Source organism: Staphylococcus debuckii, from assembly GCF_003718735.1.
Lineage (GTDB): Bacteria > Bacillota > Bacilli > Staphylococcales > Staphylococcaceae > Staphylococcus > Staphylococcus debuckii.
The window spans coordinates 1624904-1648859 of the sequence record NZ_CP033460.1 but is presented as its reverse complement, the minus strand read 5'-3'; the positions used below and the strand labels follow the sequence as shown (position 1 = coordinate 1648859).

Below are 23956 nucleotides of genomic sequence, written 5' to 3'. Positions count from 1 at the left end.
ATGCATCGAATAATTAAATACAAGTAAATACATACATTTGTAGGACAAAACAAATCAAGTTATAATAAGAAAGTAAGTGTGAAGGGGTGAAGACATATAGAACTGAGTAATAGGCAAAGTGAAATAGTTGAAATCGTAAAACATAATGGGCCAATCACTGGAGAGAAAATTGCTGAACAACTAAGTTTGACTAGAGCTACACTTAGACCTGATTTAGCCATACTTACTATGTCTGGTTTTTTAGAAGCCAGACCGCGCGTAGGTTATTTTTATTCCGGTAAGTCAACTAACCAATTGTTGACTGAGAAATTAAGAGAATATATAGTAAAGGATTATCAATCACTCCCCATAATACTAAAAAGTGATATAACAGTGTACGAAGCGATTTGTACTATCTTTCTTGAAGATGTCAGCACTTTATTTATTGTAAATCCAAACAATGATTTTATCGGGGTTTGTTCGAGAAAGGATTTATTGAGAGCATCGATGATTGGTAAAGATATACATACGATGCCAGTCAGTGTTATAATGACACGCATGCCAAATTTGACGTATGTTAAAGAAAACGATTTAGTCGTATTAGCAGCCCAATTAATGATAGAAAAAGAAATTGATTCTATACCTATCGTAAGAGGAAAAGATAATGGCAAGCTAGAAGTTATCGGCCGTGTATCTAAAACAACAATAACCAAGTTATTTGTATCTATTTTTGACGAGTAGGTGAATATATTAATGCAAAAGATAAAAATAATTATTGCATCTGATTCAGTAGGGGAAACTGCAGAACAAGTTGCAAAAGCGTGTGTTTCTCAATTCAGCTCCAAAAACTTTAAAAGTGAAATCGTACGCTATCCATATATTGAAACAAAAGAAAACGTGGATGAAGTGATAGACGTTGCTAAAGAAAACGAATTGAATATTGTAGTGTTTACTTTAGTAAAACCAGAAATCAAACAATATATGGAAGAAAGATTAGCAGAAAATAAAATTAAACATGTCGATATCATGGGACCATTAATGAGTATTCTCACAGATAAAATCGATGAGCAGCCTTATTGCGAGCCTGGTATTGTGCATAAACTTGATGAAGCATATTTTAAAAAAATCGAGGCAATCGAATTTGCGGTAAAATATGATGATGGTAAAGATCCAAAGGGCTTACCAAAAGCTGATATTGTTCTTCTTGGTATTTCTCGCACATCAAAAACGCCTTTGTCGCAATTTTTAGCGCATAAACGATATAAGGTAATGAATATACCTATTGTTCCTGAAATAAATCCACCTGAAGCACTATTTGATATTGATCCAAAAAAATGTGTGGCTTTGAAAATAAGCGAAGAAAAGTTGAATAAAATCAGAAAAGAACGCTTGAAACAGTTAGGACTTGGAGATTCAGCAAGATATGCAACAGGTCAGCGTATTCAAGAAGAACTCGACTATTTTAATAATATCGTTAAGAAAATCGGTTGTCCGGTAATTGATGTCTCCGATAAAGCGATTGAAGAAACCGCAAATGATATTATGTATATTATTGAGCAAAATAAAATGAATTAATCGTAATAATCGATGAAAACGCTGGTACTGCTATCAGCGTTTCATTAATTCGAGCAAATTACTTCTCATTTATAAATAAAATGATATAATAATATGACTAAATCTATGCAGGTGGTTAGATTGCGAATTGAACAATCAGTAATAAATGAAATTAAAGATAAAACGGATATATTAGATCTTGTAAGTGAATATGTGAAATTAGAAAAAAGGGGACGCAATTATATAGGCTTGTGTCCTTTTCATGATGAAAAAACTCCTTCATTCACTGTTTCTGAAGATAAGCAAATCTGCCATTGTTTCGGTTGTAAAAAAGGAGGCAATGTTTTCCAATTTACGCAAGAAATTAAAGGCGTTTCATTCGTGGAAGCTGTTAAAGAGCTTGGAGAAAGGGTAAATATAAAAATAGACGTCAATGATTCCGATGCTCAAAACCAAATTGCTTCTGATGACTTGATGATGATTAAAATGCATGAGTTAATGCAAGAATATTATCATTATGTTCTTATGAAAACCGTTGAAGGAGAAGAAGCACTAGATTATTTAAAGTCTAGAGGATTTACAGAAGAATTACTAAACGAAAGAAAAATTGGTTACGCACCTGATAATTCTCATTTCTGCCATGACTTCTTGCAGAAAAAAGGTTACGATATTGAACTCGCATATGAAGCAGGATTGCTTTCCAGAAACGAAGAAAACTTCAGTTATTATGATCGATTTAGAGATCGTATCATGTTCCCTCTGAAAAATGCTCAAGGGCGTACAGTAGGCTATTCTGGACGAACATACAAAAATCAAGAGCCGAAATATTTAAATAGCCCAGAAACTCCAATTTTCCAAAAAAGAAAATTACTGTATAACGTTGATAGAGCGAGAAGAACAATTCGTCAAAAAAACGAACTCATTTTACTTGAAGGGTTCATGGATGTTATTAAAGCTGATCAAGCAGGTATAAAGCAAGTAGTAGCGAGCATGGGCACACAAATTTCGCAAGAACATATTTCTTTTATAAAGAAATTAACTTCAAACGTAACTTTATTGTTTGACGGTGACTTTGCAGGGCAAGAAGCTACTTTGAAAACTGGGCAAAATTTATTACAGCAAGGCTTGAATGTATTTGTTGTACAGATGCCGTCCAAAATGGACCCAGATGAGTACATTGCTAAATATGGTGATGAAGCGTTTAGAACTTATTTGGATCATGAAAGAAAAGCTTTCGTTTTATATAAAGTGAATTTGCATAAAGATGAAATTGAACATAATGATATGGCATATGAAAAGTATCTAAAAGAGATTACAGATGATATTTCACTGATGCAATCAAGCATTTTACAAAAAAAAGTATTGCAAGACGTTTCTGAATTGTTTAAAGTAAGTTTTGATAGTCTAAATAATGAAGTGGCTCTACATTCTCCACAGTATAATGAAGCGAAAATGCCAATTCCAACTTTCGAAAAACAACAGTTTAGTAAAAAGGAAGATGCTGAGCGTAAATTACTAAAACATTTCATGTTTAGCAAAGATGTTTTTTTGGATTATAATAAAGAAATTGAATCAGATGACTTTACAAATAGTCATTTTAAGAGTATATTTAATATTTTGCACGACTATTATTCTGAAAATGAACATTATGATTTAAGTACCGCTTTATTATATAGTAATCAAGAAGCTGATAGAGAAACATTGATTTCACTTGAAAATCTTTTGTTAAATAGGAATCCCTATGAATATGAGTTGCAAGATTACATTAATATTATCACTGATAATCGTAATGGTGAAACTTCAGATACCCTGAATGAAAAATTAAGAGAAGCAGCTCGCATTGGTGATATGGAGCTACAAAAATACTATTTAGAGAAAATAGTTAATATGAATAAGAATAGAATGAAATAATGTGTTATGAGTAATTAACAAGAAGTATTCTACCTTTTTGTTAAATATAAAGATGTGCTTATATTAATTTCGGGAGGCCATTTTATGTCTGAAAACCAAGTGAAAGTAGTAAAAAAACAAACCATCGATCCGACATTGACTTTGGAAGATGTAAAAAAACAATTATTAGAAAAAGGTAAAAAAGAAGGTCATCTTAGTCACGAAGAAATAGCTGAAAAATTACAGAATTTCGAAATGGATTCTGACCAAATGGATGAATTCTTTGACCAATTAAATGATAATGATATCAATCTTGTCAATGAAAAAGACAGCTCAGATACAGACGAAAAATTAAATCCTCACGATTTGAGTGCACCTCCAGGAGTAAAAATTAATGACCCTGTACGTATGTATTTGAAAGAAATCGGACGCGTTAATTTATTAAACGCTCAAGAAGAAATTGAATTAGCAAAACGTATTGAACAAGGAGATGAAGTAGCTAAAGCAAGATTAGCTGAAGCCAACTTACGTTTAGTAGTCAGTATCGCTAAAAGATATGTCGGCCGTGGAATGCTATTCTTAGATTTAATCCAAGAAGGTAACATGGGCTTGATTAAAGCTGTTGAAAAGTTCGATTTCAGTAAAGGATTTAAATTTTCAACATATGCTACATGGTGGATTCGTCAAGCGATTACACGTGCTATTGCTGACCAAGCACGTACGATTCGTATTCCAGTACACATGGTGGAAACAATTAATAAATTAATTCGTGTTCAAAGACAACTTCTTCAAGATTTAGGCAGAGATCCTGCTCCAGAAGAAATTGGGGAAGAAATGGACTTACCACCAGAAAAAGTACGTGAAATTTTAAAAATCGCTCAAGAACCCGTTTCTTTAGAAACTCCTATCGGCGAAGAAGACGACAGTCATTTAGGTGACTTTATCGAGGACCAAGAAGTTCAGAGCCCATCTGATCATGCCGCTTATGAACTATTAAAAGAACAATTAGAAGATGTTCTGGATACACTCACTGATAGAGAAGAAAATGTTCTAAGATTGCGTTTTGGTTTAGACGACGGAAGAACACGCACACTTGAAGAAGTCGGTAAAGTATTCGGCGTTACAAGAGAACGTATTCGTCAAATCGAAGCCAAAGCATTAAGAAAACTTAGACATCCTAGTCGCAGTAAACGACTCAAAGATTTCATGGACTAATTATGTAAATTTAAGCGAGACAATAAGCTGAATATGTTTGGCTCAGAAGGTCTTAGTTAAGAGTCTCTTCTTATGCATGTATTGTACTTGCAGACAAACATACCGGTTATATTGTTTCGCTTTTTTTATTATTCAGAGGAGAATTGAAGATGATTGCACTTAATCAAAGGTTACAAGCAGTCAGCCAATATATTAAAGGACAGTTACTTGCCGATATTGGATCCGACCACGCTTACTTGCCGATTTATGCTATTCAAAACGAACTTTGCCAAGCTGTTATTGCAGGAGAAGTTGTTAGAGGACCATTTGAAGCAGCTCGATTAAATGTCGAAAAATACGGGCTAAATCAAAGTATTGATGTTAAACTTGGCAATGGGCTAGAAGTTATTGAAGAAAATAATAAAATAGATTCTATCACTATTTGCGGTATGGGCGGACCTCTTATCGCTTCGATTATTGAGAATGGTAAATCAAAATTAAAAAACCATCCGCGTCTCATTTTACAAAGTAATATTCAGACCTATACCCTGCGAAAAGTACTACATCAAATTGACTATCATATTATTGATGAAGCGCTAATTGAAGAGAAAGGACATATCTATGAAATAGTCGTCGCTGAATTTGGTAACGAAGATACGGATGTATACGATTTGAAATTCGGTCCTATCCTATTAAGACAAAAGAGTGATTCATTCTTTAAAAAATGGAATAGAGAATTAGAAGCTTTGGAAAATATAAAAAGTAATCTAGACAGCAATAAACACAGCCACAGATTATCAGAGATTAATAACGAAATTAAAATGATTCAAGAGGTGTTAAAATGAAAACTTCAGAATTACTAAATATTATTAATCAGCACGTCCCTTTTTCATCAGCTGAAGAATGGGATAATGTAGGTTTGCTTATTGGAGATAAAGAAAAAGAAGTTACGGGAATTTTAACAACATTAGATTGTACAGCAGAAATCGTGGACGAAGCAATCAACAATAATGTCAATACAATAATTGCTCACCATCCTCTGATTTTTAAAGGTATCAGCAATGTTAACGAAAGTGGTTATGGAACTATCATAAGACGTATTATTCAACACGATGTCCAGTTAATTGCACTTCATACAAATTTAGATGTATATCAACATGGTGTCAATGCAATGTTGGCTCAAACACTTGATATTTATAATACGACTATTCTTGAACCTCAGTTTACAAATTATTATAAGGTACAAGTCTTTATTCCAAAAGAAAATGCTGTCGACTTTAAAGAAAAAATGAGTCAAGCCGGCTTTGCTTCAGAAGGCAATTATGAACATTGTTTCTTTTCAACTGTAGGCGAAGGACAATTCAAACCAATAGGCGAAGCAAATCCTCATATTGGAAATCTCAATGAGATAGAATCAGTGTCAGAATTAAAATTAGAATTTATGATCCAAAATCATCAACGTCATCAAGCTGAGTATTATATTAATGAATTGCATCCCTACGAGACCCCAGTCTACGATTTTATTCCTTTAACTAAACAGATAGATAGAGGGTTAGGAGTAATAGGTTCTTTAAAAAATCAAGTAACTTTAAAAGAGTTTGCGCTCAATGCTAAAGAAGCTTTAAATTTGCCAAGTGTTAGATTTACAGGCAATCCCAATTCATTAATTAACAAAGTCGCTATTATCGGCGGTTCTGGTATTGGTTTTGAAAAGTACGCTATACACAAAGGTGCAGATGTTTTTGTGACAGGAGATATTAAGCATCATGACGCATTAGATGCAAAAACAGAAAATATCAATTTAGTTGATATTAACCACTACAGTGAATATGTTATGAAAGAAGGACTCAAACACTTATTGCAAGAATGGTTGAATCAACCAGCATTCAAGATAATTGCATCAGATTTAAACACAGATCCATTTAACTACGTATAAATAAAAAAGGAGGGATTTACTAATGGCGAAACAACATCCATTTGAACAATTTGATTTAGATGATCAGCTTATAGAAGCAGTCTCAGATTTAAATTTTAATCAGCCAACTGAAATCCAACAAAGAGTTATTCCTAAAATTTTAAAAGGGACAAGTATAATTGGACAATCTCAAACCGGTACAGGTAAATCACACGCATTTCTTTTACCACTAATGCAAAGTATTGATCCATCTATCCAAGAACCTCAAGCGATTGTAGTTGCACCAACAAGAGAATTGGCTCAACAGCTTAATAATGCCGCGCAGCATTTAGCTGAATTTAAAAAGGAGGTCAAAGTTTCTTTATTCATCGGCGGTACTGACTTTGAAAGAGATAAACAGCGTTGCAATATACAACCGCAACTTGTAATTGGCACACCGACTAGAATCAACGATCTATCTAAAGACGGTACTTTGCATACACATTTAGCAAACTACTTAGTTGTTGATGAAGCTGACTTAATGATCGATTTAGGTTTAATTGAAGATGTGGACCATATCGCTGCTCGATTAGAAGACGATGCGAATATCGCAGTATTCAGTGCAACGATACCTAAATCTTTACATCCGTTTTTAAATAAATATTTGAATCAACCAGAATTAATTGAAGTCGATAATAAGACGCAAAATAAGAAAAATATTGACTTTTACCTAATTCCAACAAAAGGTGCGGCGAAAGTTGATAAGACTAAGTCCTTAATAAAAATATTAAATCCTTATTTATGTATCATTTTTTGCAATAGCAGAGAAAATGCAGATGAGCTGGCAGAAGAACTTATAGCTGATGGATTAAAAATCGGTATGATTCATGGTGGATTATCCCCACGTGAGCGCAAACAACAAATGAAACGCATTAGAAATTTAGATTTCCAATATGTAATTGCAAGTGATTTAGCTTCAAGAGGAATCGATATTGAAGGAGTGAGTCATGTCATCAATTTTGATGTACCTAAAGATATTGATTTCTTTACTCACCGCGTAGGACGAACTGGCCGAGGTCAATACAAAGGTGAAGCTTTCACGTTGTTCACACCAGATGAAGAAGACTTGATAAACGACATCGAAGAAAAAGGCTATCATTTTGAAGATGTAGATATTAAAAATGGAGAAATAGTGCCTATTAAGGCGCATAATACTCGAAAAACGCGTGAAAATAAAGATGATCATTTAACAACTCAAGTTAAACGTAAAATTAAACGCGGCAACAAGAAAAAAGTTAAACCTGGTTATAAGAAAAAGTTTAAAAAAGAATTAGAAAACTTAAAACGCCAAGAGCGAAAACAATATAGTAAACGCAAAAATAAAGAACAACGTAAAAATAGATAAGGGTAAGGTGGATAAAAGTGTTAATAGGTTCTCACGTTTCCATGAATGGCAAAAAAATGTTGCAAGGTTCTGCAGAAGAAGCACATCGTTTAAATGAAAAAACATTTATGATATATACAGGCGCTCCTCAAAATACGCGTCGTAAAGCAATTGAAGATTTAAATATCGAAGCTGGACATGAAGCAATGAAAGAATATGGCTTATCAAACATAGTTGTCCATGCGCCTTATATCATTAATATTGCTAATACTCAAAAGCCGCATGTATTTGAGCTAGGCGTAGACTTTTTACAAAAAGAAATTGAACGTACTGAAGCAATCGGAGCTAAAGATATTGTTTTACATCCTGGTTCGCATGTTGGTGCAGGTTCAGAAGCAGGAATCAAAAAAATTATCGAAGGACTTAATGAAGTATTAACAAATGAAAATGATGTACGTATTGCATTAGAAACGATGGCTGGTAAAGGTTCAGAAGTCGGAAGAACTTTCGAAGAACTTGCACAAATCATAGATGGCGTAAACCATAACGAACGGCTTTCTATTTGTTTTGATACATGTCATACGCATGACGCTGGTTATAAAGTTAAAGATGATTTTGATTCTGTTTTAGAAGAATTCGATAAAATAATAGGATTAGATAGAATCAAAGTGTTGCATTTGAATGACAGTAAAAATGAAATAGGCGCTCATAAAGACCGCCATGAAAATATTGGTTTTGGCCATATCGGATTTGATGCTTTAAACTACATCGTACATCATGAAGTGTTTGAAGATATTCCGAAAATCTTAGAGACACCATTCGTAGGAGAAGATAAAAAAAATAAGCGACCTCCGTATAAACACGAAATCGAAATGTTAGAATCCCAAACATTTAATCCTAATATGAAAGAGATCATTATGGCTGAATAAGATGCTGTTATTAGAGTGGGACGTTGAAATAAATTAAATGAATATTATTTCAGTCCCGCTCTTATTTTAGCGTCTTAATCGTAAGCATTACAATTTACATAATTAGAAAACAAGGTTATATTTGTAGCGAGGTGAAATCATGACAACTCCTGTATTTGAATTGAAAAATATCAATTACCATTTTGATACAAAAAAAGTATTAGAAAATATTAATATTAAAATTTATAAAGGTGACTTCTTAGCAATTGTAGGGCCAAATGGCGCAGGTAAATCTACATTACTTAAAGTTATGCTGGGATTATTACCTCTACAAACAGGCGAGATGTACATAGATGGTATTAAATATCAAAGAAAAGCTTCTGATTTAAAAATCAGTTATGTTTCTCAAAAAGCTTCTGCTTTTAATGCTGGATTTCCAGCCAGCGTTAAAGAAGTAGTTCTAAGCGGTCTAACTAAACAAAAACACTTGTTTCAATGGTTTAATAAGAAAGATGTGCAGAAGGTTAAAGATATATTGAAACGCTTAAACATCGAATTTCTGCTTCATAAAAATATCGCTGAATTATCAGGGGGACAGCAGCAGCGTGTGTTAATTGCCCGTGCGCTTATTTCGGATCCGTCTGTCCTCATACTAGATGAACCGACTAACGGCATTGATGCAAAACATGTAAGCGAGTTTTATGAAACATTAGAACAATTGAAACAAGAGGGTGTAACCATAATTTTAGTTACACATGATATCGGAGTTGTAGTTGATACAGCGACACAAGTTGCATGTTTAAATAAACATTTGCATTTCCACGGTTCTGCAAAAGAATTTAAATCATTAGATCAAGTTGAGATTTCTAAGATTTACGGCTATCCTATTAAATTTGTGGACCATCAACACGAAAGGGAGTGCTGTAACTAATGATTGATGCATTATTAAACTTTGATTTTATGAGGTACTCTCTTATCAGCGGTATTCTTATCGGCTTTATCGCACCCTTTATAGGTGCTTTTATTGTGGTGCGTAGATTGTCGTTAATTGCAGACGCTTTAAGTCACGTAACTTTAGGCGGTATTTCATTCGGAATGCTGCTGACCACTCTGTCACCGATTTTTGCTTCTATCAACCCTATGTGGGGTGGTATACTTTTTGCAGTAGTGGGTGCATTATTAATTGAAAAATTGCGTACTTCATATAAAAATTATCAAGAAATCGCTATCCCGATTATTATGAGTGCAGGAATAGGTTTAAGTGCGATATTTATATCCTTAGCTGATGGATTCAATCAAGAATTAGTTGCTTTGCTATTTGGTTCTATCAGTGCTGTTTCGTTGAGTGATATGATTACTGTAGTTATCATAGCTATTATAGTAATGGTATTTATTTTTTCTTTTTATAAAGAGTTATTTATTCTTTCTTTTGATGAAGAATACAGTAGAGTTATCGGAATACCAAAATGGATTCAGTTCTTATTTATAGTCATAGTTGCTATGGTAGTTTCAGCTTCTATGCGAGTAGTAGGAATACTCTTAGTAAGCGCGCTCATGACACTACCCGTTGCAATTGCTATGAGAATTACTAAAGGATTTAAGCAACTTATTATTTTAAGTATAATATTAGGTGAACTTTCAGTAATCGGTGGATTAATAATTGCTTTTTATCTCAACTTATCGCCAGGCGGTGTTATTGTAGTCTTATTAGTATTGATATTAGTAGCCACAATGTCAATTCAAACATTGCGTGTGAAAGTTAAAAAAAGGAGTTAATTAGTATGAATACGACTGACGCTATTAAAATTTTAAAAGACGAAGGTCATAAATATACAGATAAACGAAAAATGATTATTGATATATTTGTAAATGAAGATAAATATATCAGTGCGAAAGCCATTCAACAACGTATGGACTCAAAATTTCCAGGTATTTCGTTTGATACAATTTATAGAAATCTTTATTTATTTAAAGATCTTGGAATTATTGAAAATACAGAATTAGATGGCGAAATGAAATTCCGTATTGCATGTGCGCATCATCACCACCACCACTTTATTTGTGAAGTATGTGGAGAAACTAAAATTATTGATCATTGTCCGATGGAAGCAATTCAAGCACAATTGCCAGGAGTTTTAATACACACTCATAAATTAGAAGTATATGGCATTTGCGAAAACTGCCAATAATAATTTCATAGCCGCATCTCAACAAATTCTGAACGACACTAGTTCGGAATTTGTTTTTTTATGTTTAAAACTCTCTATAAAGTGATAAATATTAGGTGGAGATAATAAAGTCTTGATGAACTTATAATATAAGCATTAAAATTGTAAGCTCTCTCATGACTTGATATAGTTAAGATGAAAACAAATTAGGAGGATGATTATTTATGGCTTTTGAATTACCAAATTTACCATACGAGTTTGATGCATTGGAACCATATATCGACAAAGAAACAATGGAAATCCATCATGACAAACACCATAACACTTATGTAACAAAATTAAATGCAGCAATCGAAGGTACTGATTTAGAAAACAAATCAATCGAAGAAATCGTTGCTAATTTAGACAGCGTACCATCAGACATCCAAACTGCAGTTCGTAATAATGGTGGGGGACACTTAAACCATTCATTATTCTGGCAACTTCTTACACCTAATTCTGAAGAAAAAGGTACTGTAATTGATAAAATTAAAGAAGAATGGGGTTCATTAGATAAATTCAAAGATGAATTTGCTAAAAAAGCTGCTGGACAATTTGGTTCAGGTTGGGCATGGCTAGTTGTAGATAAAAACGGTAAATTAGAAATCGTTTCTACTCCTAACCAAGACAATCCTATTACAGAAGGCAAAACTCCTATTTTAGGCTTAGATGTTTGGGAACATGCTTATTACCTTAAATATCAAAATAAACGTCCAGATTATATTGATGCATTCTGGAATGTTGTTAACTGGAATAAAGTTGACGAACTTTATGAAGCTGCAACAAAATAATACTAGGTTATACCAATTAAACTAGTATCTACACAAACAGTAATCGGTTATTCCGGTTACTGTTTTTCTTTTACAATATTTTACATAACGTTCAGTTTAACGCACAATTACAAATTTATGACAGGAATTCAATACAAATCATAGAAAAAAGTTTCGTTTTCATATATCATTTGTTTAGAGAACTGTTGAATTGAGGTAGGTTGTTTTGTTAAAAAGGTTAAAAGAAAAATCAAACGATGAAAAAACTAGAAGTCTGATGGATAAAAGAATCAGTTTCTTCTTTGGTCTAGTTGTCATAGTATTTGTAATCATTGTTTTACGGTTAGGTTACTTACAAATTGCACAAGGTTCTCATTATAAGCAACTCATTAAAAATGATGAAAATATTACTGTCAATGAATCAGTACCAAGAGGAAGAATTCTGGATAGAAATGGTAAAATTTTGGTTGATAATGCTTCTAAAAAGTCTATTACATATACAAGAGGCCGCAAAACTTCACAGAAAGAAATCTTAGATACAGCAAAACGTTTATCAAAACTTATCAAAATGGATACTGATCATATAACTAAGCGAGATGAACAAGATTTTTGGATTCAATTACATCCTAATAAAGCAGCAAATATGATGAAAAAAGAAGAAAAAATGTTAAATGATGGTGATATTTCTCAAGAACAGTATGACGAAGAACTACACAACAAGATTAAAGAAAAACAACTTAAACAATTAACTAAAAAAGATTTGCAAGTATTAGCAATCTACAGAGAAATGATGGCCGGTTCAACATTAAACCCGCAAACTATTAAAAACAAAGGTGTAACTGAAAAAGAATATGCTGCAGTTTCTCAACAATTATCAAAATTACCAGGTATTAATACATCTATGGATTGGGATCGAAAATATCCATATGGTGATTTGTTAAGAGGATTATTCGGTGATGTATCCACAACCGAAGAAGGAATTCCTAAAGAATTAACTGATTACTATTTATCAAAAGGCTATTCAAGAAACGACCGCGTAGGAAAATCTTACCTCGAATATCAATATGAGAGCATATTACGAGGAAAGAAAAAAGAAATGAAATATACAACAGATAAATCAGGCGCAATTACAAATACAGAAGTTATAAACCCTGGTTCCCGTGGTGATGACTTAGTATTATCAATTGATGTTGATTTACAGAAAAAAGTTGAAGATGCACTAGAAAAACAAATTAATAAATTACGTAGCGAAGGCGCTAAAAATATGGATACAGCTATGATTGTAGTTCAAGATCCGAAGAATGGCGATGTACTTGCTATGGCAGGTAAAAAGATTAAGCCAAACGGTGAAATGACTGATTATGATATTGGTAACTTCACATCCCAATATACAGTGGGTTCATCTGTAAAAGGCGGAACTTTACTTGCAGGTTATCAAAATGGGGCAATCCATGTTGGAGAAGAAATGGTCGATGAGCCGTTACATTTCCAAGGCGGTCTTACTAAACGCTCTTACTTCAACCAAGACGGCAAAGTAAGAATCAATGATAAAGAAGCGTTAATGCATTCATCAAACGTTTACATGTTTAAAACTGCTTTAAAATTAGCGAAAGATCCATATCATTATAATATGCCACTTCCAAATAATATTGCGGATGCAGGTCAAAAATTGAGAAAAGGTTTAAATCAAGTCGGATTAGGTGTTAAAACTGGCATTGATTTACCAAATGAAGTAGCTGGACAAATTGAAAAACTAGATACAAATAGCGGTAATTATTTAGATTTAGCAATAGGACAATACGATACCTATTCACCGCTCCAACTTTCTCAATATGTATCAACAATTGCTAACAATGGTTATCGTATTCAACCGCATGTCGGTTTAGAAATCAGAAAAGCAACAAATAAAGATAATTTAGGACCTGTGAAACATAAAATAAAAGGCAATGTATTAAATAGAGTTAATAACACGCCTGACCAAATTAAGGAAGTTCAAGGCGGATTCGATATGGCATTCAATAAAGTCCCAGGTACCGGATATCAAAGTTTCCATAATACCGTAGTTCCTTCAGCTGGTAAAACAGGTACCGCAGAGGTATTTCAAAATGGAGAGCCAAGAGTTAATTCAACATATATTGGTTATGCTCCTAAAGATGACCCTCAACTTTCATTCTCTATAGTTTATACTAACCAACCTGTTCCAGAACCTTGGTTGCAAGGTGGAGACCTTGGTAGAGATGTTATCAATTATTATTTTAAAGATAAAAAATAAGCTATATACAATGAAAGCGTAAATGAGATACTCCCTATAAAGCAAACACTTAAACAGTGAAAACTTTATAGGGAGTTTTTTATATGAGCAGCAATCAAACGCTTTAATAACTAGAGAAGTTTTCTATTTTAACTTTAATGACACTTAATCTGAGAAACGTTATAATATATATATCAAATTATTAATTAAAGTAGGGGTATTATGAAGAAGTCTGATTTTCGAAAAGAAACCTTGAAACACATGAAAAATATAGATAAGAGTGTAAAAGATAAAGCCGATCAGTGGCTGGCTGAACAACTCTTTTCGACAGAAGAGTATAAAAATGCTCAAAAAATAGGTATTGTCTTAGCAATGGATCACGAAGTGAATACTTATCCAATTATTAAAGAAATTATTAAACAAAATAAACAAGCTTTCGTTCCTGCTACTGAATACTCTACTAAGAAAATGACTTTTCAGCGTCTAACAGATTTATCAACATTAGCAGTAGATGAAAAAGGTATTAAATATGTGAATGCACCCACTGAAAAAACAGATCAATTAGATCTAATAATAGTACCAGGTGTAGTTTTTAATAATTATGGTTACCGAATTGGTTATGGCGGCGGCTATTTTGATAAATTTTTAAGTCAACATAGCGCAGCTACTATTAGCTTGATTTATGATATTCAAGTGAATAATGATTTCACTACTGAAAGTCATGATGAAAAAGTTGAACGCTTAATTATCGCTAAAACAAAGTAAATTATTTGGAGGCCTCATGAGAATAGAAAAACAATTTTGGAAATTAATTTATTATTGGATTCGATATTTGAACTACGAAATTGCATACAGAAATAAGGAAGACTCAGAAATATGGTTAAGCAATAAAAGAAAACATAAAATTGTTATTTTTAAAACAGATGTCAATAGTTCTCAAGAAATTCGTTTTGATAAGAGTCGTGTCCAAGAGCACGAAAAAGAAATATCAGAATTTACGGGTTTTAAAATCAAAGAGGTTGATTTTTACTATTTGACTGAAAAGATTTTTACATATGAAAATCTTAACGAAGTACATCCGATTAAAATGAAGTTCAATGTGATTAGAAATATGAAAGATTTAAACAAGATATTTCCCAATCCTCTTCTTATTCGTCTTTACTCACAAAATAACGATAAAACTTCACTTTATTATAAAAAAAGAGTACAAAGTAATAATCCATTAGAAAAATACATGATGAAATTTGCTCCTGTAACATACGGATTAATTGCTTTAAATGTGATAATTTGGCTTTATATGTTTCTAATCCTCAATATATTCTCGGATAACCGGATGATTGATGTAGGCGGATTAGTTCATTTTAATGTGGTGCACGGTGAATGGTACAGATTAATTACTTCGATGTTTCTACACTTTAATTTTGAACATATACTGATGAATATGCTCTCATTATTTATTTTTGGTAAGCTTGTAGAAGCAATCGTTGGTCATTGGCGAATGCTGGGCATCTATTTGATTTCGGGAATATTTGGAAACCTTGTTTCACTTGCTATAGATAGCGCTTCTATCTCAGTTGGTGCGAGCGGCGCAATCTTCGGTTTGATTGGTTCACTATTTGCTATGATGTTCATCGGCAAACAATACGATCGTAAAACATTATTTCAACTGATTGGTGTGCTTTTGCTTTTGACACTAGTTTCGTTATTTATTTCTAATGTGAATATCTTCGCCCATATCGGCGGTTTTATCGGTGGAATCTTAATTACATTTATAGGTTATTATTATAAAGTGAATCGCAAATATTTTTGGATCTCACTCGGGATAATGGTGTTATTGACAATTCTCCTACTTATAAGAACTTTAACTATCAAAGAAGATAATATTTATGATAAGTTAATAAGAGATGAAATGAATGAAGGGAATTATAATAAAGCATCGCAACTTGTAGAACACACTATAAATAAAGGTTATGAAGATGATGAGACATATTATTTAAGCGGCCTGATTAAAGCAACTAAAGATTCTAAAGCAGAAGGCATTTCCACATGGGAACGCGGACTTAAATATTATCCTGAATCTGGAATTTTGAATTATGAATTAGCAATTGCAAATCGTTCATTAGGCGATAAAAAATCTGCTTTGAAGTATATTAAAATCGCTTATAGCAATCATCCACATAATGAAAAATATAAATATCTTAAAGAAGAGTTGGCGAATGACAATGAATCAACAGATAAATAGTTTTTATGATGTGCAGCAATTATTAAAGCAATTCGGTTTTATTATCTATTTTAAGGATAAGCAAGATATGCTAGAAATGATGGAACAAGAGATTAGGGAGCTTCATGAATATCAACTCATTTCCAAAGACACATTTATTAAGTGTATTCTAATTATCAATCAAAGAAGGATGAGTAAGTAATGAAAAATTTAATATTGGCAGCTGATGTTGGCGGTACAACATGTAAGTTAGGTATTTTTGATAAACATCTAGATAGACTGGCGAAGTGGTCAATACAAACAGATATTAGTGACCCAACAGGAGTAGTTTTGCTTAAATCGGTCTATAGTGCTTTTGTACAAAAATTGACTGAACTCAATCTTAAATTAGAAGATGTAATAGGATTAGGCATGGGCGTCCCTGGACCTGTTGATTTTGAAACGGGAGTAGTTCATGGGGCAGTCAACCTAAACTGGCCTGGCGATGTGAATATTAGAGAAATTTTTTCTCAATATGTCAGCTTTCCAGTATTTGTAGATAATGATGCTAATGCAGCAGCTTTAGGTGAAAAACACAAAGGCGCAGGTCATGACGCGGATGATGTTGTAGCTATAACTTTAGGTACAGGAGTAGGCGGCGGCATTATTTCTAATGGTAAACTTGTCCATGGCCATAATGGTTCTGGTGCAGAAATCGGTCATTTCAGAGTAGATTTCGATCAAAGATTTGCCTGTAATTGCGGAAAATACGGTTGTTTAGAAACAGTTGCTTCAGCCACTGGTGTAGTTAATTTGGTCAAATTTTACCATCCTAAATTAACAATTAAATCTTCTATTTTAGAACTTATTAAAGAAGATCGTGTAACTGCAAAAGATGTTTTTGACGCTTCTAAAAAAGGAGATTTATTCTGTTTGTTCATAACAGAAAGAGTGGCCAACTATATTGCATATGCTTGCAGTATTATCAGTGTAATGAGTAATCCGAAATATATTATTTTGGGTGGCGGCATGTCTGAAGCAGGCGATATTTTAATAGAGAATATTAAAACAGAGTATCGTAATTTGACATTTACTCCAGCTCAAAACGGAACTGAAATAGTTAAAGCTCAACTAGGCAACGATGCAGGTATTGCAGGTGCAGCTGGTTTAATTAAAACTTATGTTATAGATGAGGAGAGAGTTGAATAATGGCAATAGTAGATGTAGTAGTGATTCCTGTTGGAACAGAAGGACCTAGCGTCAGTAAATATATCGCTGAGATTCAAACTAAGCTAAAAGAATTTAAGGAACAAGGCTTGATTGATTATCAATTAACACCAATGAATACGTTAATTGAAGGTGATTTAGAAGATTTATTTAAAGTTGTTCAAGCTATTCATGAATTACCTTTTGATAAAGGATTAGAAAGGGTATGTACTAATATAAGAATAGATGACCGTCGTGATAAATCTCGCAAAATGAACGACAAATTGGTATCTGTTCAAAAACAATTAGACAAAATGAGTGGTGATCAATAATGAATATTTCATCTTTGACACTTGGTATTGCTGATACCAATACTTACTTTATTGAGGATGAAAATAGTTTATTACTAGTAGATCCATCTAGTGATGGAGAAAAAATCATAAACAAGCTTAAATCAATCGATAAACCCTTAAAAGCAATTATTTTAACACATGCCCATTTTGACCATATTGGTGCTTTAGACGACGTATTAAACGAATATGATGTTCCTGTATATTTGCATGAAGAGGAATTTGATTTCTTAACTGACAGCAGTAAAAATGGGTCATCAAAATTTCAGCAATATGGTTTAGAACCTGTTAAGAGTTCAGCGACGCCTCAATCATTAGATGAGGGTGCTCACAATATTGGCGGTTTCGAGGTACAAGTATTTCATACACCAGGACATTCACCTGGCAGTTTAACTTATGTATTTAACGATTTCGCAGTCGTAGGAGACACATTATTCAACAACGGCATAGGTCGAACTGATTTATACCGCGGTGATTATGAGACTTTAGTCGATTCAATTCAAGATAAAATTTTTGAAATTGAAGGCGACTTACCGTTATATCCAGGGCACGGTTCTTCAACGACTGTCAACGATGAACAATTAAATCCATATCTTCATGGTTAAAAGAAATTTCATAAATTAAAAGAAATTCCCTCACCTTCTACGTTTATTATTGTAGGAGGTGATTTTTTATGAAAAAACTTTTAGACCAAATTTTGAAGGATGCAATTGCTAAGAACGTATCAGATATTCATTTTATACCGCTTGAAAAGGAAGTCTCGATTAAATTCAGAGTTAATGATGATTTGATTAATTACGATAAAATTGAGATTCTAAATTATTCAAAATTGCTTACCTTTATGAAATTTCAAGCAGGACTCGATGTTTCAAATTATCATCAAGCTCAAAGTGGACAAACAACTTTTAAGCATCAAACTTTGTATAATTTGCGGATATCGACTCTACCGCTTTCTTTAGGTATGGAAAGCTGTGTAATACGTCTTTCACCACAGTATTATTCCCAAGATTCAAAAATGGCAGGACCTAAAAATTTCTATCATCTTATGAATAAGAAACAAGGGCTCATACTTTTTACGGGACCAACTGGTTCAGGTAAAAGCACTATGATGTATGAAATGGTTGCTTTTGCACAAGAACATTTGAATTTAAATATTATAACCGTCGAAGATCCTGTGGAAAAAAGAATTACTGGTATCACTCAAATATCAGTTAATGAAAAGGCAGGCATTAATTATGAGAGTTCTTTCAAAGCCATCTTACGTTGCGATCCCGATATCATTCTTATTGGTGAAATCAGAGATGCTCAAATAGCTAAATGTGTAATACATGCTGCTTTGAGCGGCCACTTAGTTTTATCCACCTTACATTCTAATGATTGCGAAGGCGCATTATTAAGATTATTAGAAATGGGTATCACACCGCAGGAAGCCCAACAATCCATCGCGTTAATCTCAAATCAGCGTTTAGTTACAAATCAATACGGCAATCGCGAACTCGCTTATGAAACAATGTATCAGTCAGATATACAGTATTTTTTCAAACATGATTATACAATGCCGAAACATTTTATGAAATTAAGTAAAGTATTAACTCAAATGAGCGAAGAGGGCGTTATCTGTGAAGAGATTCTCGAAAGATATACTTAAGTATCCCTTTGTTACTTCAAAAAAACTAAGCACCAAAGAACAGTTAACTTTGTTGTATCGTTTGAATATCCTATTAGAACATGGTTTTACATTAATTGAATGTTTTACCTTTTTAAATATGCATATTCAATATAAACAAAAGGAGACTGCTAAAGACATTATCCATCTTATTGAAAATGGCGCTTCTTGCTATTCAATACTGAAATTTCTCGATTTTCCACGAACTATTATTATGCAAATCTACTTCTCTGAAAAATATGGACAACTTACTGAAAATTTAAAGGACGCTTATGAATTTCTCAAAAGAAAAAATGAGACCAAACAGAAATTAATTAAGACTATCCAATATCCTCTCATATTAATCTTTGTCTTTATGATGATGCTGTTCGGAATTAATCATTTTATACTCCCCGAATTCCAACAAATATATTCTACGATGGACATTCACCTATCTCCGACATTAAAAATTTTAAATAACCTCATTCAACATTTCCCGCTTATTATTTTATCCCTCCTCATCCTTATTTCTATTATGAGCATATCTGCATATTTAGTTTATAGGAAATTAACGATCAAACAACGATTGATATTCATTTTAAAAATACCCATTATAAGCAAATATTTTAAACTCTTCAAAACTTATCAAGTTGCAAATGAACTTTCTTTATTTTTCCGAAACGGTATTGTGTTACAACAAATTTCAAAAATATACACAGAGCAAAATGTCGATTTATTTCTTAAATATATCGGCAATTACACAATTGACCATATACAAAGAGGTCTGAGCTTGCCAGAAATTTTCAAGAGTATAGGCTGCTTTGAAAACGATTTAATCCAATTCATAGAGCAAGGTGAGAAAAGCGGCAAACTAGAAGTAGAACTTACTATTTATACACAAATATTATTAAGTCAAATCGAGACAAAAATGAATAAACAAATCAGACTGATACAACCCGTTATTTTCTTACTTCTTGGTCTTTTAATTGTATCTTTATATCTTGTAATTATGCTGCCTATGTTTGATATGATGCAATCTATTAAATAACCTGAAAGGAACGTTTTTATGAAAAAAATTTATTTGAAAATAAAAAGCCGAAATATTAAGGCTTTCACGCTTTTAGAAATGTTACTTGTACTTTTAGTAATCAGTGTTCTCTTGATACTCATTATTCCTAATATCGCTAAGCAATCTGAACATGTACAAGCAACCGGCTGCGAAGCACAACAAAAAATGGTAAATAGTCAAATTGAAGCTTATACTTTAAAAAATAATCGAAAACCAGATTCAGTTGATGATCTTGTCACTCAAGGATATTTAAAAGAAGGCCAAAAGAAATGCAAATCTGGAGAAAGCATTACTATTAAAAATGGTGAAGCTTCTATTAGTTAGAAAAGTTGAAGCTTTTACTATGTTAGAAACACTTTTAGTTCTTTCTTTAATAAGCTTATTCACATTTTTAAGTTTATCAGCTCAAAATCAAGCTCAATATACTAAAATTCAAAGTGAAGCTAAAGCCAAAAATCTAGCATCACAAATTATATATTTAAAATCAAAGGCAATTAAGGATCAAAATAGTATCACATTAATATTCAATCGAGGAGCTAAAGAAGTTAAAGTAGTAGAAGAAAGAAATAAAATTAATACTATTCAACTAGAAAATGGGATAATAAAAGACAGCAGCAATATGGATATTGTTACCATTGATAAAGAAGGCCAACTCAATCGTTTTGGTTCAATTTATATTAAATTTGACCAAACCTTGTTCAGATTTATTTTTCATATTGAGAAAGGCAGTTTAAGAATTGAAAAACAAAAAGTTTAAAGCATCTTTTCTATTAGATGCACTGACTTCTTTTGGTCTTATATTGACATTAATATTACTATTTTTACCTTTTACTATAAATCAACATCAACAATTTAGAAACGAAATCCACGTTGCAGAAATGAATAGAATATTGATAACTGCAACACATCGTTTTAAAACGAAAGAATTAACTCAAGGAGTTGAAATTGAACACTATATTATTAAAAGCGATAATAAAGAAATATGTATTGTTGATTCAGAAGTTGATAAAAAACAATGTATCAAAAAATAATAAGTTCTTGGCTTTTACTTTAATTGAAACTCTTTTTGCATTTTCAATTTTCTGTTTGGCACTTAGTTTAATTCCTCCATTATTTCAATCTGTCAATGCACTTAATAATCAAATAAACGATACTGCACTTATAAACTTTGAATTTTTCTCTCAAGATATAACTAGAGAGCTTAATGAAATTTCAATTAAGAATATTGAAATTGATAATAACCACTTGATTGCCAAGAAAAAGGGGCGTCTCATTAATTACACTTTTACAAAGGAAAAGATTTATAAGACAGTAGACGGAAAAGGAAATATCACTCTTCTCCAAAATATCAAAGACTTTAAACTTACAAAAATCAATAATAAATATATTAAGGTGGACTTAACATTATTTGAGAATAATCGGCAATATAAGAAAATACTTATTATTTAAGGCACACGCATATATGCTTCCTTTCACCGCAATCGTATTTATGCTATTCATTTTAATCATTACTTCCTATAACATTCAATTTGGATTAAAATTAAAGACGATACACAATTTAAATATGTATTATACTGAACAGTTAACAAGTCTTTATAATAAGGATGATGCAAGTGAAAAAAGAAATTAGCAAAACAGCACCAGTTATATTAATCGGCTTCATGGGTACAGGCAAAACGACTTTAGCAGAATATATAGCGCATAAAGAAAATAAAACTTTTGCTGATTTAGATAAAATTATAGAGAAAGAAACAAAAAAGAGTATACCAGAAATATTTGCAGAAGAAGGCGAACAAAAATTTCGTGAACTTGAAAGTAAATATTTAATCGAATCTCTAGAAAAATACGATATAATATCGACAGGTGGAGGAATCGTCGAAAGTGTAACATCTATGAATACTTTATCTAAATTAAATAATATTTTTTGGTTAGATACTGATATCGAAGTTATATACGAGCGAATTAAAAATGATAGCAATCGACCAAATGCTAATAATAAAGCATTTGATGATTTAAAAAGGTTGTATTTATCAAGACTTTCACGATATAATGAAATCGCATTCAGCAGAATAGATACAAATATTGAAATTGATATTTTGTATCAAAATTTGATGGATATTTTAAATGCGGATGATCAGTATTGGAGAGTATAAATTTTGTTTAATTATCATTAAACTATTTAATGAATTATCAGAATTTATCGCCGAAGGGGCAAGATATTGTTCGAATCTCTCAGGCAAAAGGATAATACTGGGACGCGTTCCTGAAGGTAACTACAGGGTAGCAATTTTATTTGCTATCCTGTTTTTAATATTTAATCACATATTAGGAGGTTAAAAAATGGCAAATGATTTAAAAAAGACGCCGTTATATGATCGTTTCGTTGAAAGCGATGCTAAAATTGTGGAATTCGGCGGTTGGGCTATGCCTGTTCAATTTTCAAGTATTAAAGACGAACATAAAGCTGTCAGAGAAGAAATGGGTATCTTTGATGTAAGCCATATGGGCGAAATATTAATTGAAGGTAAAGATGCTGCTGATTTTATCCAATATGTACTTTCAAATGATACAGATCAGCTTACTGATAGCAAATCTCAGTATACTGCACTTTGTAATGAAAAGGGCGGAATTATTGATGATTTAATTACTTACAAATTAGATGATCAAAAATATTTATTAGTTGTAAATGCAGCAAATACTGATAAAGATTTTGAATGGATTAAATCTCATTCTGATAAGTTTGACGTAAAAGTTGAAAACGTATCAGATCAATATGGTCAATTGGCTGTTCAAGGTCCAAAAGCAAGAGACTATGTGGGAAGTTTAGTCGATGTTGATGTGACTGATATGAAACCATTTGATTTCAAAAAAGATGTAACAATCTTCGGTAAAAATGTGATTTTATCTCAATCTGGTTATACTGGTGAAGATGGTTTTGAAATTTATTGTAATTCAAATGATGTCGTTGATATTTGGGACGGCTTACTTGAAAATAAAGACCTTGTTCCTGCAGGATTAGGTGCTCGTGATACTTTACGTTTAGAAGCCGGCCTTCCGTTGCATGGCCAAGATTTATCAGAAGAAATCACGCCTTATGTCGGTGGAATTGCTTTCGCTGCTAAACCATTGATTGATGCAGATTTCATTGGTAAAGAAGTCTTAAAAGACCAAAAAGAAAATGGTTCTAAAGAACGTACTGTCGGATTAGAAATGATTGATAAAGGTATTCCAAGAACTGGATATGATGTATTAGATTTAGATGGTAATAAAATAGGGCGAGTTACCTCTGGTACACAATCTCCATCAACTGGAAAAAGTATCGCACTAGCAATCATTAACCGCGATGAATTTGAAATGGGTCGCGAAGTACTAGTACAAATCAGAAAAAGACAAGTTAAAGCTAAAATTGTTAAGAAAAATCAAATTAGTAAATAATTAGTAAAGGGGTGGCAGTG

General features: G+C 32.5%; 27 protein-coding genes and 1 riboswitch. All 27 genes read left to right on the top strand.

Annotation, left to right across the window (positions count from 1 at the left end; genetic code table 11):
- Positions 1 to 96 precede the first annotated feature (96 nt).
- The 27 genes from ccpN to gcvT all read left to right on the top strand — a co-directional run bounded on the left by ccpN (position 97) and on the right by gcvT (position 23936).
- Positions 97 to 720: a transcriptional regulator CcpN gene (ccpN, locus tag CNQ82_RS07765; RefSeq protein WP_123144808.1), complete on the top strand. Its 624-nt coding sequence runs from the start codon at positions 97 to 99 to the stop codon at positions 718 to 720.
- 12 nt (positions 721 to 732) lie between these two features.
- On the top strand, positions 733 to 1554 hold the full coding sequence (locus CNQ82_RS07760; protein ID WP_123144807.1) for a pyruvate, water dikinase regulatory protein: 822 nt from the start codon (positions 733 to 735) through the stop codon (positions 1552 to 1554).
- A gap of 120 nt (positions 1555 to 1674) precedes the next feature.
- Complete coding sequence (gene dnaG, locus CNQ82_RS07755; protein WP_123144806.1) at positions 1675 to 3444, top strand: DNA primase; 1770 nt, start codon at positions 1675 to 1677, stop codon at positions 3442 to 3444.
- Between the two features lie 84 nt (positions 3445 to 3528).
- Positions 3529 to 4638 (top strand): RNA polymerase sigma factor RpoD, encoded by a 1110-nt coding sequence (gene rpoD, locus CNQ82_RS07750; RefSeq protein WP_095104996.1) that lies wholly within the window; start codon positions 3529 to 3531, stop codon positions 4636 to 4638.
- A gap of 149 nt (positions 4639 to 4787) precedes the next feature.
- On the top strand, positions 4788 to 5462 hold the full coding sequence (locus tag CNQ82_RS07745; protein ID WP_123144805.1) for a tRNA (adenine(22)-N(1))-methyltransferase: 675 nt from the start codon (positions 4788 to 4790) through the stop codon (positions 5460 to 5462).
- On the top strand, positions 5459 to 6553 hold the full coding sequence (locus CNQ82_RS07740; RefSeq protein WP_123144804.1) for a Nif3-like dinuclear metal center hexameric protein: 1095 nt from the start codon (positions 5459 to 5461) through the stop codon (positions 6551 to 6553). Before CNQ82_RS07745 ends, CNQ82_RS07740 begins: the two co-directional genes overlap by 4 nt.
- Before the next feature lie 22 nt (positions 6554 to 6575).
- Positions 6576 to 7916, top strand: a complete 1341-nt coding sequence (locus CNQ82_RS07735) for a DEAD/DEAH box helicase (protein WP_123144803.1) — start codon at positions 6576 to 6578, stop codon at positions 7914 to 7916.
- A gap of 17 nt (positions 7917 to 7933) precedes the next feature.
- Positions 7934 to 8824: a deoxyribonuclease IV gene (locus tag CNQ82_RS07730; RefSeq protein ID WP_123144802.1), complete on the top strand. Its 891-nt coding sequence runs from the start codon at positions 7934 to 7936 to the stop codon at positions 8822 to 8824.
- Between the two features lie 139 nt (positions 8825 to 8963).
- A complete protein-coding gene (locus CNQ82_RS07725) occupies positions 8964 to 9734 on the top strand; it encodes a metal ABC transporter ATP-binding protein (protein ID WP_123144801.1) in 771 nt (256 codons plus the stop codon).
- Positions 9734 to 10579 (top strand): metal ABC transporter permease, encoded by an 846-nt coding sequence (locus CNQ82_RS07720; protein WP_123144800.1) that lies wholly within the window; start codon positions 9734 to 9736, stop codon positions 10577 to 10579. Before CNQ82_RS07725 ends, CNQ82_RS07720 begins: the two co-directional genes overlap by 1 nt.
- Positions 10580 to 10584: 5 nt before the next feature.
- On the top strand, positions 10585 to 10992 hold the full coding sequence (locus CNQ82_RS07715; protein WP_123144799.1) for a Fur family transcriptional regulator: 408 nt from the start codon (positions 10585 to 10587) through the stop codon (positions 10990 to 10992).
- Positions 10993 to 11195: 203 nt separating this feature from the next.
- Positions 11196 to 11801 (top strand): superoxide dismutase, encoded by a 606-nt coding sequence (locus CNQ82_RS07710; RefSeq protein WP_095105014.1) that lies wholly within the window; start codon positions 11196 to 11198, stop codon positions 11799 to 11801.
- A gap of 205 nt (positions 11802 to 12006) precedes the next feature.
- Entirely contained in the window at positions 12007 to 14052 is a 2046-nt protein-coding gene (locus CNQ82_RS07705; RefSeq protein ID WP_123144798.1) for a peptidoglycan D,D-transpeptidase FtsI family protein, read from the top strand.
- A 201-nt stretch (positions 14053 to 14253) separates the two neighbouring features.
- On the top strand, positions 14254 to 14796 hold the full coding sequence (locus tag CNQ82_RS07700; RefSeq protein WP_123144797.1) for a 5-formyltetrahydrofolate cyclo-ligase: 543 nt from the start codon (positions 14254 to 14256) through the stop codon (positions 14794 to 14796).
- A gap of 16 nt (positions 14797 to 14812) precedes the next feature.
- Positions 14813 to 16273 carry a rhomboid family protein gene (locus CNQ82_RS07695; protein WP_123144796.1) on the top strand — a complete coding sequence of 487 codons (1461 nt, stop codon included), beginning with the start codon at positions 14813 to 14815 and terminating at the stop codon, positions 16271 to 16273.
- Positions 16254 to 16454 carry a YqgQ family protein gene (locus CNQ82_RS07690; protein WP_095107267.1) on the top strand — a complete coding sequence of 67 codons (201 nt, stop codon included), beginning with the start codon at positions 16254 to 16256 and terminating at the stop codon, positions 16452 to 16454. Before CNQ82_RS07695 ends, CNQ82_RS07690 begins: the two co-directional genes overlap by 20 nt.
- A complete protein-coding gene (locus CNQ82_RS07685) occupies positions 16454 to 17440 on the top strand; it encodes an ROK family glucokinase (protein ID WP_123144795.1) in 987 nt (328 codons plus the stop codon). The genes CNQ82_RS07690 and CNQ82_RS07685 overlap by 1 nt, the downstream gene beginning before the upstream one ends.
- The gene (locus CNQ82_RS07680) at positions 17440 to 17769 is read left to right on the top strand and encodes an MTH1187 family thiamine-binding protein (protein WP_095105029.1); all 330 of its coding nucleotides are present in this window, start codon (positions 17440 to 17442) and stop codon (positions 17767 to 17769) included. Before CNQ82_RS07685 ends, CNQ82_RS07680 begins: the two co-directional genes overlap by 1 nt.
- A complete protein-coding gene (locus CNQ82_RS07675) occupies positions 17769 to 18392 on the top strand; it encodes an MBL fold metallo-hydrolase (RefSeq protein WP_123144794.1) in 624 nt (207 codons plus the stop codon). The genes CNQ82_RS07680 and CNQ82_RS07675 overlap by 1 nt, the downstream gene beginning before the upstream one ends.
- 68 nt (positions 18393 to 18460) lie before the next feature.
- A complete protein-coding gene (gene comGA, locus CNQ82_RS07670) occupies positions 18461 to 19435 on the top strand; it encodes a competence type IV pilus ATPase ComGA (protein WP_123144793.1) in 975 nt (324 codons plus the stop codon).
- Complete coding sequence (gene comGB / locus CNQ82_RS07665) at positions 19407 to 20480, top strand: competence type IV pilus assembly protein ComGB (RefSeq protein WP_123144792.1); 1074 nt, start codon at positions 19407 to 19409, stop codon at positions 20478 to 20480. The genes comGA and comGB overlap by 29 nt, the downstream gene beginning before the upstream one ends.
- 18 nt (positions 20481 to 20498) lie before the next feature.
- Positions 20499 to 20825, top strand: coding sequence for a competence type IV pilus major pilin ComGC (comGC, locus tag CNQ82_RS07660; protein WP_123144791.1), 327 nt, complete (start codon positions 20499 to 20501; stop codon positions 20823 to 20825).
- Between the two features lie 19 nt (positions 20826 to 20844).
- The gene (gene comGD / locus CNQ82_RS07655) at positions 20845 to 21258 is read left to right on the top strand and encodes a competence type IV pilus minor pilin ComGD (RefSeq protein WP_240624876.1); all 414 of its coding nucleotides are present in this window, start codon (positions 20845 to 20847) and stop codon (positions 21256 to 21258) included.
- Positions 21239 to 21532, top strand: a complete 294-nt coding sequence (locus CNQ82_RS13135; protein WP_164711955.1) for a hypothetical protein — start codon at positions 21239 to 21241, stop codon at positions 21530 to 21532. Before comGD ends, CNQ82_RS13135 begins: the two co-directional genes overlap by 20 nt.
- A 7-nt stretch (positions 21533 to 21539) precedes the next feature.
- Positions 21540 to 21950, top strand: a complete 411-nt coding sequence (comGF, locus tag CNQ82_RS07650; protein WP_164711954.1) for a competence type IV pilus minor pilin ComGF — start codon at positions 21540 to 21542, stop codon at positions 21948 to 21950.
- A 164-nt stretch (positions 21951 to 22114) separates the two neighbouring features.
- Positions 22115 to 22654: a shikimate kinase gene (locus CNQ82_RS07640; protein ID WP_420876454.1), complete on the top strand. Its 540-nt coding sequence runs from the start codon at positions 22115 to 22117 to the stop codon at positions 22652 to 22654.
- Positions 22632 to 22759: riboswitch (glycine riboswitch) on the top strand. Its footprint overlaps the gene before it by 23 nt.
- Before the next feature lie 82 nt (positions 22760 to 22841).
- Complete coding sequence (gene gcvT, locus CNQ82_RS07635; protein ID WP_123144787.1) at positions 22842 to 23936, top strand: glycine cleavage system aminomethyltransferase GcvT; 1095 nt, start codon at positions 22842 to 22844, stop codon at positions 23934 to 23936.
- Positions 23937 to 23956 lie beyond the last annotated feature (20 nt).